The organism is Niallia oryzisoli, assembly GCF_043641075.1.
GTDB lineage: Bacteria > Bacillota > Bacilli > Bacillales > Cytobacillaceae > Bacillus_BD > Bacillus_BD oryzisoli_A.
On the sequence record NZ_JBHZRC010000003.1, the window covers coordinates 315,822 to 325,515 of the forward strand.

7 protein-coding genes and 1 pseudogene are annotated in these 9,694 nt (G+C 39.0%); all 8 read right to left on the reverse strand.

Going from position 1 to position 9,694, the window contains the following annotated elements:
• Positions 1-115 precede the first annotated feature (115 nt).
• On the reverse strand, positions 116-1,186 hold the full coding sequence (locus ACHUFV_RS13675; protein ID WP_394234996.1) for an N-acetylmuramoyl-L-alanine amidase: 1,071 nt from the start codon (positions 1,184-1,186) through the stop codon (positions 116-118).
• Positions 1,187-1,543: 357 nt separating this feature from the next.
• Positions 1,544-2,236 carry a sugar phosphate nucleotidyltransferase gene (locus ACHUFV_RS13680; protein ID WP_394234998.1) on the reverse strand — a complete coding sequence of 231 codons (693 nt, stop codon included), beginning with the start codon at positions 2,234-2,236 and terminating at the stop codon, positions 1,544-1,546.
• Positions 2,233-3,213, reverse strand: a complete 981-nt coding sequence (locus ACHUFV_RS13685) for a DMT family transporter (RefSeq protein ID WP_394235000.1) — start codon at positions 3,211-3,213, stop codon at positions 2,233-2,235. The genes ACHUFV_RS13680 and ACHUFV_RS13685 overlap by 4 nt, the downstream gene beginning before the upstream one ends.
• Positions 3,206-5,080, reverse strand: a complete 1,875-nt coding sequence (locus ACHUFV_RS13690) for a phosphotransferase (protein ID WP_394235002.1) — start codon at positions 5,078-5,080, stop codon at positions 3,206-3,208. The genes ACHUFV_RS13685 and ACHUFV_RS13690 overlap by 8 nt, the downstream gene beginning before the upstream one ends.
• A 539-nt stretch (positions 5,081-5,619) precedes the next feature.
• Complete coding sequence (locus tag ACHUFV_RS13695; RefSeq protein ID WP_394235004.1) at positions 5,620-7,446, reverse strand: glucosaminidase domain-containing protein; 1,827 nt, start codon at positions 7,444-7,446, stop codon at positions 5,620-5,622.
• A 351-nt stretch (positions 7,447-7,797) separates the two neighbouring features.
• Positions 7,798-8,550: a C40 family peptidase gene (locus ACHUFV_RS13700; RefSeq protein WP_394235006.1), complete on the reverse strand. Its 753-nt coding sequence runs from the start codon at positions 8,548-8,550 to the stop codon at positions 7,798-7,800.
• 289 nt (positions 8,551-8,839) lie between these two features.
• Positions 8,840-9,082, reverse strand: a complete 243-nt coding sequence (locus ACHUFV_RS13705; protein ID WP_394235008.1) for a hypothetical protein — start codon at positions 9,080-9,082, stop codon at positions 8,840-8,842.
• A gap of 371 nt (positions 9,083-9,453) precedes the next feature.
• A pseudogene (locus ACHUFV_RS13710) lies at positions 9,454-9,694 on the reverse strand (hypothetical protein); the annotation flags it as partial.

Sequence of the window (9,694 nt, forward strand, 5' to 3'; positions counted from 1 at the left end):
ATTTAGCCATAAAAACTCCCCTTCATCTATAGGAGAGGTATAAAATAGCAATGAAAATAGTCCTGTTATAAATAAAAAAGAAACCAGTTCAACGCTGGTTTCTCTATCAATCATATTAACTGTCAAAAAACACACTTAACCCGTTATAGATTCCTTTTGCGATTTTATCCTGATAGAGGCTGTTAGTCAGGTTGGCACGTTCGGCATCATTTGTGATAAAGCCCATCTCAACGAGAATGGCAGGTGTATAATTCCCTCTTGTGACAGCAAAGTTTGAATCCTTTACTCTTCTATCGGATGCACCGGTCGCTTTTAAAAGCTCACTTTGTACAGCTTCTGCCAGGTCCTTACTTTCCTCAGGTAATACACCTTTTTCGGAGTTATGGTATGTTTCGATTCCGATGGCCGCGCTGCCCGCAGAGTTTACATGAATACTTATGTATGCATCTGGTTCAATCCTATTTGAAAATGCTACCCGATCAGTTAATGAGATAAACTCATCGGTGCTTCTTGTCATATATACGGTTGCATTGTGCTTAGTCAAGTAATCTCTTAATTTTAAACCGACATTAAGATTAATTGTTTTTTCATAGACACCTGCAGCCGTTGCACCGCTGTCATGTCCACCATGACCAGGATCAATCACGATGATTCTTCCTTCAAGGTAGACAGGATTCGGATTCCAGGCACCGTTTTTATCCAGGTAATATTCCTTGCCATTATCCTTTATCCAGCGCGTTTGCATCACCCCGTTTGAGTCTGAATAGTACCATTTGCTGTTAAGTAGGTACCACCCTGTAAGCATTCTGCCCGAAGCATCTAAGTAATACCAATTATCGCCAACCAACAGCCAGCCCGTCTGCATGGCACCGTTAAAGTTCAAATAATACCAAGTTCCCTTGTCCTGAATCCAGCCTGTCAGCATCCTGCCGTTCCAATCGGAATAATACCATTTGCCATCAACCAGATACCAACCAGTCACCATCTTACCGGAGGAGTCCATATAATACCAATCATTTCCCTCAAGCACCCAGCCGGTTACTTTCGCGTTATGATCATAGTAATACCATTCCCCATTTTCCAGCTTCCAGCCCGAATCACTCGCCGCAGCCATCTGAGAAGGTACCCCAAAGCCAACAAATAAAAATACAAACAACATCAAAATAACGACTCTCTTCTTCAACATTCCGATCCCTTCTATATATCTATTCGACTAGCATTTAGCAATCTACGCGCCAGGGGACAGTCCCACACCACAATAACGCATTACTCCGCTGGGGACTACCCCCCGGTGGGTTAATGCGTTACTATGGTAAAGGTGATGTCCCTGTTGGTGCGAGTACTGTCCTAGTACGTATTAATGATATACGGTTGGTTTGTGGTTGTGAAGGGATTTGATGGGAATTGTTGCAAAAATATACGAATTTCGTCAAAATTACTGTATAAATTTTAAACTAATGGTGAATATATTGTGGAAATTTCCCGGGAAACAGCAAAACACCCGAAGTCTGATACTTCGGGTGTTTTGTTACTCATTCCAAATTTACGATTGCTTCACTAATTCCTGTACACGATTATAATCCTCAATTGAATCGATTTCATAGCTGTCATCAGAATTGATTTTTTGCAGATAAACATTTAAGCTTCCAATATTGTCTTTGACAATATTATCCCAATACAGGTCTATAAAGTTTTCACCTGCAATGGCTTCTTCCAGCTTTCCAACAATGTATTCCCCGTCTTCCTTTGACCAAAAGGAAATCCCGCATAGGATATAATCTTCCACGTCGCTGCAAACTTCAAGTTCATAGATTTTTAAATTCTCATCATATCGAATGACCCATTCATCCTTAAAGTCCTTCTTAATGGCACTAAAGTACATCGATTTCTGAGGGTCCTTTAACAAGAAATTTCGCGTTAAATAATTATCGGCATCAATCACATACGCCCCTGGCAAATAATCCTTCACCAAATACATCGTATAGATATTGTTATAGACATCATATTTATCGTTATGAACTAGCGTCACGCCGTACTTTTCTTTTAGATAGTCAAATTTTTCATGTAAATAGCCTGTGACGACGATAATCTCTTCCACACCAATTTCCTGCAAATACTCGATTTGGATCTCAAGCATTGGCTTACCGTTTACCGGAACAAGCGATTTAGGTGTTGTAAGGGTTAACGGTCTTAATCTTGTACCCATTCCTGCTGCTAATAAGATGGCTCTACTCATTTAATTGGTTCTCCTACACTGCGTGATAATAGTTTCTTAAGACTAAATTCATTAGGTCCAGCTACTGTCAGAACAGAACCCACTAATATCATAATACTGAATAAGAACATTTTCAATGTGAGTGGTGCTCCAAGGAACACGGCACTAAGAATGATCGCCCATGCAGAATACGAAATATTTAAAGCCATCGCACGTGTCGGTCCAATTTTGTGAATTGCACTGTAATAGAATAAGTAGGAAGCCGTTCCAAATAGAGCAATAACCGCAATAAACAGAATTTCTTTACTCATTAAGGCTGTACCTACTAATGGGTAAGCCTTCATGAAAGGCAGGATAAGCACACCATACGTCACAACTGAAACCAATTGTCTCACCTGTAAGGCCTGTTCAGGTGTAATCTCGTCATCCTTCATTCCATATGCAAGGATCACACATTCCATGCCCCAGCCAAAAATCGCACCGAGAACAAAGAGGAAGCCAATCACATAGTTGTCTGACGCCATTTCGCCGCTTGAATAGCCTAATAAGAAAATAAATAAAATACTGATAAATAATCCGATCCAGTTCTTTAATGTTAATTTATCCTTCAAAATTAAGAAGGCCATAAACGCTCCTACAGCTGGGTAAATAGCTGAAAAAGATGCTGTATAAGAAGCCCCGATATACTTAACAGCTAATACGTAGCAGGTCATTCCAATGGGCCCACCAAGCAGTGCTCCAAATATAACCCATCTTCCGCTTCTTGTTTTGATTTTTGAAAAAGTAGTCTTTAATTCGCCTCGGATCCCCAAGAATACCATCATCCATAACGAGGATAATAAATCATGTAAAAACGTACTGACTAATGGAGCTAGAAAGATTACTTGTTCACTTGATAAAAATAAAGTCGATGATAAAACAATACCAATTAGAATTGTATCTACTGCCCAAGTCAAACCGGACAGAAGTCCAAAATACACACCCTTGTTTTTAAACATACTGCACATGCTCCTTTATTAATGGATTCATTAAATTCATTCTAGCGCGGTTAAAGCGATCGATTCCGTATGTCCCGAAATCATCACCCTTCGCTTCTTTTATGCAAGTCCAGATGCTCCATAAGAAATCCTGAAAAATCTTGTTCATCAGCATTCGTTTTTGAATGTCGACCGGAATCTCATCGGACTCTAGATAAAGCCGTAGAAATAATTCCTCATCCTCTTCGGTAAAATCACATTCCTGAGCATGTGCAGCTAAATCAAAGATTGGGTCATTCATGCCGCCGTATTCCCAGTCAATCAAATAAATCTTGTCTTCGCCGCTTTTCACAAAGTTCTCCGCCACTAGGTCGTTGTGGCATGGAACAAGCTCGATATCCATTCTTTCATATTCATGCCTTAGCGCCATAACCTGACTTTTGACCTCTTCATACGGCTCGTACATTTTTCCGTTAACTTCCTGTAAAAGCTGCTCGTATTCATCCATCTTCGCAAATACATCGAATTGATTTTCCATCACAGCACCTGATTGATGAAGCTTCTTCAATACGGATGTTGTTAAACGCATATTGTCCTCGCGTTTTGCAGTGGTTGGGTTCAATGTTTCAGCATTTGGAATCAGCTTCGCAATTTTCACCCCAGTTTCTTCATTAAAATAGATCAATTCTGTATCAATACCTAAGCTGCTTGCCAGTGTTGAATTCACTTTTTCCTCATAACGGTCAATCATTTTTTCCGTACCGTTGCCAGGCAACCGGAGAACATATTCCTCGTCCTTAACCGTAACCTTGAAATTTTTATTCGTCATGCCGCCAAACGGTTCAATTTTTTGAACATCCTCTAATGCCACGCCCATCGCCTCAACCAAATTCTGCTTGATTTGATTTTCGCGGTATTCTGCTTCTTTTCTTTTTAAAATAGGATATACATTCTTCATTACCTGCTCATGCTGCTTCATTGTATCCATTTCAGCCCAAACAAGGTTGTGAATTTTCAAGTAGCCGATATGATAATGTCTAGCAACATCTAAAAGCATATATTCATAGTTCATATATGGATTTTGATTATGCTCCTTGAACTCTTTCACCATTTCAGAAAAAACCTCAAAGGAAAGCTTAGTAATCCCGACCATTTCCCCGTCTACACGATTAAATTGGTGAATATCCTTCGAGATTTTATGCAGATAGCCATCCTTAATTTCAACGAAGGCCTCATCACCTGAGCCGGTTTCACTCGCAATCAGCATACAGTCGCGCTGCGGATGCGTGATCAGCTGGTGTACCGCACTTTCTTCTATTAATATATCCTCTTCAAACAACAGGAAATCATCCGTAATCTTTTCCGCTACACATGCGAGAGATGCCATAGAGCCTGTCCACTTGAATTTTGGATTTTCAACGAATTCAATATCGGGAAAATCAGCAAGCTCCTGCTCAAGTGCTTCCTTTTGAAAGCCTGTTACAATTATAAATTTCGTCATTCCGTTTTTCTGCAGCAGCTCCAGATTCCTTCTTAATAAAGGCTGATCCTCTACCTGCAGCAATCCAGCTGGATGATGAAAGTCTTTTCGCTTGCCAGCCGCCAGAATGACCACCGTATTGATTTCCTTTAAGGCCTCTTGATGAATATTAATCTTCTTTTCTTTAAAAGACTCATAACCATTTTTTAAAAATTCAATGCCATCCTCTGTTATGTAATAGCTTATATTTCTGCCTGTTTTCTCACTGAAAACGAAGCCACGTAAGATAAGATCATTCATTAAATAGTTTACTTTTCCAATAGACAGTTCTGTTAAATCAGCAATTTTCTTTTGGCTGACATGATTATTTTTATTTATTACTTCCATGATGCGTAGTAAGTGTTCCATACTAGCCTCCAAATAGATTCATTTTTTGAATGCATTATAATTTTACATTCTCTTTACCTAACTGTAAATAATTATTTACTTTCTTACTATATTTAGAGGGTCAAAGAGTGGGATTATTTCTTACTGTTTAAGGATGAAAAAGGTTGAGGATTGTCAAACAAATGTGCTAAAAAGGGTTGATTCCAAAGGATTATAGATGGATTACTATATTGAATTGATGTTTAAGATATTTGATCATTATCTATTAATATAACTGAATTTAATTATATATTTATTTGTTTGTATTTACTGTGAACAATTATTATATGGATGTTTTTTGTGATGAATGAAGCTTTTCCTAAGGTATTTTTCTTCGTATCAAAGGAATGTTTTTCGGGAATAACGTCGATTTACACCTGATACAGGTTACTTTATCGCTATAGTAAAAGTAGATACCCGCGGTCTATAACAATATATCTGCGATTTTCAGCCTCTTATCCGCACGTTTCCATTTTCCCAATAAAAAAAAGAGACTGACCAATACGATCAGCCTCTCCACCTTATTTATAAACCGGTACATCAAAATTCAAAGTATACCAGCTTAATGAATCATATAGCTTTTTCAGATTATTGACCTGCTTGGCTGCCCAGCCGATATCTGTGGCATATTGATGAGTACCAGGCTTGTTCGGATTCCATCTCATCTCATAAAGTGTGTCCTGTTGATAGGTCGGATTGTGAATGTACCTTTCACCAATATACTTTGCACCGCCAATAATGGCAGCCTCCGGCGTAAACCAGCCGTTTTGGTAAGCATACTCCGCACCAAGTCTAATCGGATCAATATCTCTAGCCTGGATGCCAAACATATTATAGACAACCTTCGGCTCAACTGGAACACCGTCCACTGACTCAACAAGAATACCCTTTGCCAGCTGTGATGTACCATTGCCTGTTTCCAGTAAGGCATGTGAAATGAGGTAAAGCTCATTAATACCTTCCTTTACACTCGCATCGACAAACGCCTGCCCCTTGCCCTCAAGAATACCTTTGCCAGCCAGAATCTTTCTATTCAATTCATCTGCTGAGGCTCCGGTATTTTTTGAGAGTAATAGAAATTGATAATATTCTGCTGAATCCTTGGAAAAATTAGCAGGATTCACATAATAAGCAACATCCTCAGCCTTCGCATAGCGCCATGCGGTAAAGCTGATTTCATACCAGTCACCTGCAGTGGACAGAATATCAACCTTATCCCCTGCATTCAGTGTTCCAACAATACGATAACCGTCACTGTTGCCTTCGCGAACATTTAACGGTGATGTTGTCACAGTACCAGTTAGCTTGACCGTTCCATCTAATGGATTTAACGGATCAAGCTGTATGTATGCTGAATGAACATATGCTTTATCGTTACGGTATTTATCCGTTCTCGGCAGCACGGACATTTGCTTGTCAATCATTTCCTGCAATGAAAGATTATATGTAGTGCTTGACGTAACAGAGCCTTTATTTAACACACCGTTAATACTGAACACATACACAACACCATTAATTTTTTGAGTACCTGTCACCATTTTTCCATCTTGGTTCAAATAAAACCATTTCCCGTCTGTTTCAAGCCAGCCGGTATGCATCGCACCATCCTCATGTAAATAATACCATTTATCACCTACAAGAGCCCAGCCCGTCTGCATGGCACCAGATCCATCCATTAGGTACCATCTGTTTCCAACCTCTATCCAACCTCTAGCCATCGAGCCATCTTGGCGTAAGTAATACCATTCATTTTCATCCAATAGCCAGCCCGTTTTCACGACACCAGATTGATCTAAATAATAAAATTGGCCATTATCTAAAAGCCAGCCCGATGGAAAGGTGCCGTCCTGATTAACATACTGACGTTTTCCATCAATTAATCTCCAGCCCGAAGCAGCTTCTGCTGTTTCCAGATATTCCCCATTACTCGAAAAAGAATATGTTGTGCCGTCGATTGTAACCTGCCCTGTAGCCATTGCACCGCTGGCATTTAAATAGTATTTTTGCTGATTAAGCTCAAGCCAGCCAATGTGCATGTCGCCAGCAGGATTCAAATAATACCAGGCACCACCTACATAGAGCCAGCCGGTTTGCATTGCACCGTTTGGATCGAGATAATACCATTTCCCCTTATCCAACAGCCATCCTGTTTTCATGACGCCATCACTGCCAAAGTAATACCAGTTTTGTCCATCATGAAACCAGCTGTTTGTTACAACACCATCGGCATTCTGATAGTACCATTGATTGTTTTCAAGCTTCCAGCCTGTTGTCGCTTGCGCAAATACTGGCTGAGAAAGGAATAGAAAACTAAGCAGCACTAGCATGTAAATGACTTTTTTCTTCACCTATTTCTCCCCTTTCATGTTCATAAACTCCTATTAATATCGGAAAAAGAAAAACTTCTTTAATAGGTAACTAGTAAATAAGCTAAAACAGATTACCTGCTGATTTCCGCTCCAGGTGCTTCGCGCACCTTAGGGCGACCGCCGAGCCTCCTCGACACTTTGTGTCTGTGGGGTCTCGACTGTCTCGCTTCTCCCGCAGGAGTCTCGCACCTTCCGCTCCAATCAACTTGTTAACCAATCTAAACATTGTTCTTTTACAAAAATAATTATGAAAAGTGTTTTATATTTTACAACATCTATTAAACAACCAAAAAAGAGCCGGCGATTGAAAACCGGCTCTTCATCTATCTTTTATTGCATGACACCATTGCTTGCGATTGTGTAGCCTTCAACAACCGTATCTTTAGCCATTGCGCCACCCTCATGGAAATAGTACCATTGACCGTCTATAACGGTCCATCCAATAGCCATGGAACCACCGGAATGAAGATAATAGGTAGTATTATTCCAATTCAGCCAGCCTGTCTGCATGATCCCATTCTGGTCAAGATAATACCAAGCACCTTGATCCTGAACCCAGCCAGTGACTTTGTTTCCGTCTTGATCATAGAAGTACCAATTTCCATTGGATGCTGACCAGCCTGGCTCTGTATTAAGTACTCGTTTTGCACCATAGTATGTATTGCTCCAATATGAGCTTGATAATGAATCGATTTTTACACCCTTTGAGCTGGAAGCGTGAACAAACTGATTGTCACCAATATAAATTCCAGCGTGCGAAGGACCCGCTTTATATGTTTGGAAGAATACTAAATCTCCATCCTTTAATTCACTTTTAGAAACTGAATCTCCAACATTATACATTTCAGAAGTGGTTCTTGGTAATGTATAGCCTGCTTGTTTAAATGTATATCCAACAAATCCTGAACAATCAAATCCGCTTGGCGTTGTACCGCCCCAACGATAAGGTACACCTATATAGTTATCTGCAATATCTGTAACAGTTTCACCTGCTGTTGCTGCTTCTGCTGTATGATTTCCACCGATGTTTGCACTGAAGAGTAATGAACATGAGAGTAAACCGCTGATTAATAACTTCTTCATGTTTTGCCTCCGAACATTTACTAATATTTTCTATCACTGGAAACTAGTATCTCATAATAAATGTTGGAGTGAGGTTACAGTTTAGTTTAACTTATGTTACAAAAATATTTCAAAAACGACTGTTTTCGACTTAATAGTGCCTGAAAACGTTGATATATCGACATTTATATGAATACTACTAATTTGTTAAGCTAATGTAACCGCTTCACAAAAATGACAATATTATATTATTTCTTTTTGCAATATGAAAAGAAAACATGAAAAAAGACCCTTTTAAAGGGCCTGCCTTTTAGAATTTATTATAAAACAAGGTCTTTTGGAACTCCTTCATTGTTTCATTTTGTATACATGATTTGGTTTGATACTCTTCAAATAATTCTTCCAGCAGGGCTGTCTCTGTATCATTCAATAAAGGTCTAGATGATTGAATCCATTCCTTTATCTGTTCTTGCTGCTTCATGTAGTGGTCCATGTCCTTTTTAATTAACGAAATAAAAAAATCAATTTTGTCAGGAATAGCCAATGTCTTCATTTATCTTCACCTTCCCTTTTATTTTTTTGAAAATTCCATAAATTATTAACTCTATTTTACCCTGTTTTATGATAATTTCGAAGTTCAATTGATATTTTTAACAGAAACGTAATGTGCCTCGACAGATATGAGCTTATATCCCCAAAAACTGTCATTTTCTTTATAATCCCTCTCTGCTATTTCCAATTTCACCATACTATAAATATATGAAGAAATTATGACGAAATGGTTAATAAAAAATACTGGTGTACTTAATTGGACTAAAAAAGATGCATAGCATGACTGAAAAGGGTTCTCTTTTGAGGTGCAAAAAGTAAAAATATATGGAATAACGCAAGAAAAAGCATGGGTAAGAATTCCCATGCTTTTTCTTATATCAGACTTCGGACATTACCGACGTTTTTTTGCTTTCTTCTATCCAAAGATGAACTGACTTCGGACACAATCGAGGCTTTTTGCTTTCTTCTGTCCGAAGATGCACTGACTTCGGACACATCCGATAATTTTTTGCTTCCTTCTGTCCAAAGATACCCGAACTTCGGACACATCCGATAATTTTTTGCTTCCTTCTGTCCAAAGATACCCGAACTTCGGACACATCCGATAATTTTT

What these genes read in the sequence shown, in the direction of transcription:
- ACHUFV_RS13705 (WP_394235008.1), bottom strand. Translation starts at nt 9,082, where the DNA reads ATGAAGACATTGGCTATTCCTGACAAAATTGATTTTTTTATTTCGTTA.
- ACHUFV_RS13675 (WP_394234996.1), bottom strand. Translation starts at nt 1,186, where the DNA reads ATGTTGAAGAAGAGAGTCGTTATTTTGATGTTGTTTGTATTTTTATTT.
- ACHUFV_RS13700 (WP_394235006.1), bottom strand. Translation starts at nt 8,550, where the DNA reads ATGAAGAAGTTATTAATCAGCGGTTTACTCTCATGTTCATTACTCTTC.
- ACHUFV_RS13690 (WP_394235002.1), bottom strand. Translation starts at nt 5,080, where the DNA reads ATGGAACACTTACTACGCATCATGGAAGTAATAAATAAAAATAATCAT.
- ACHUFV_RS13680 (WP_394234998.1), bottom strand. Translation starts at nt 2,236, where the DNA reads ATGAGTAGAGCCATCTTATTAGCAGCAGGAATGGGTACAAGATTAAGA.
- ACHUFV_RS13685 (WP_394235000.1), bottom strand. Translation starts at nt 3,213, where the DNA reads ATGTTTAAAAACAAGGGTGTGTATTTTGGACTTCTGTCCGGTTTGACT.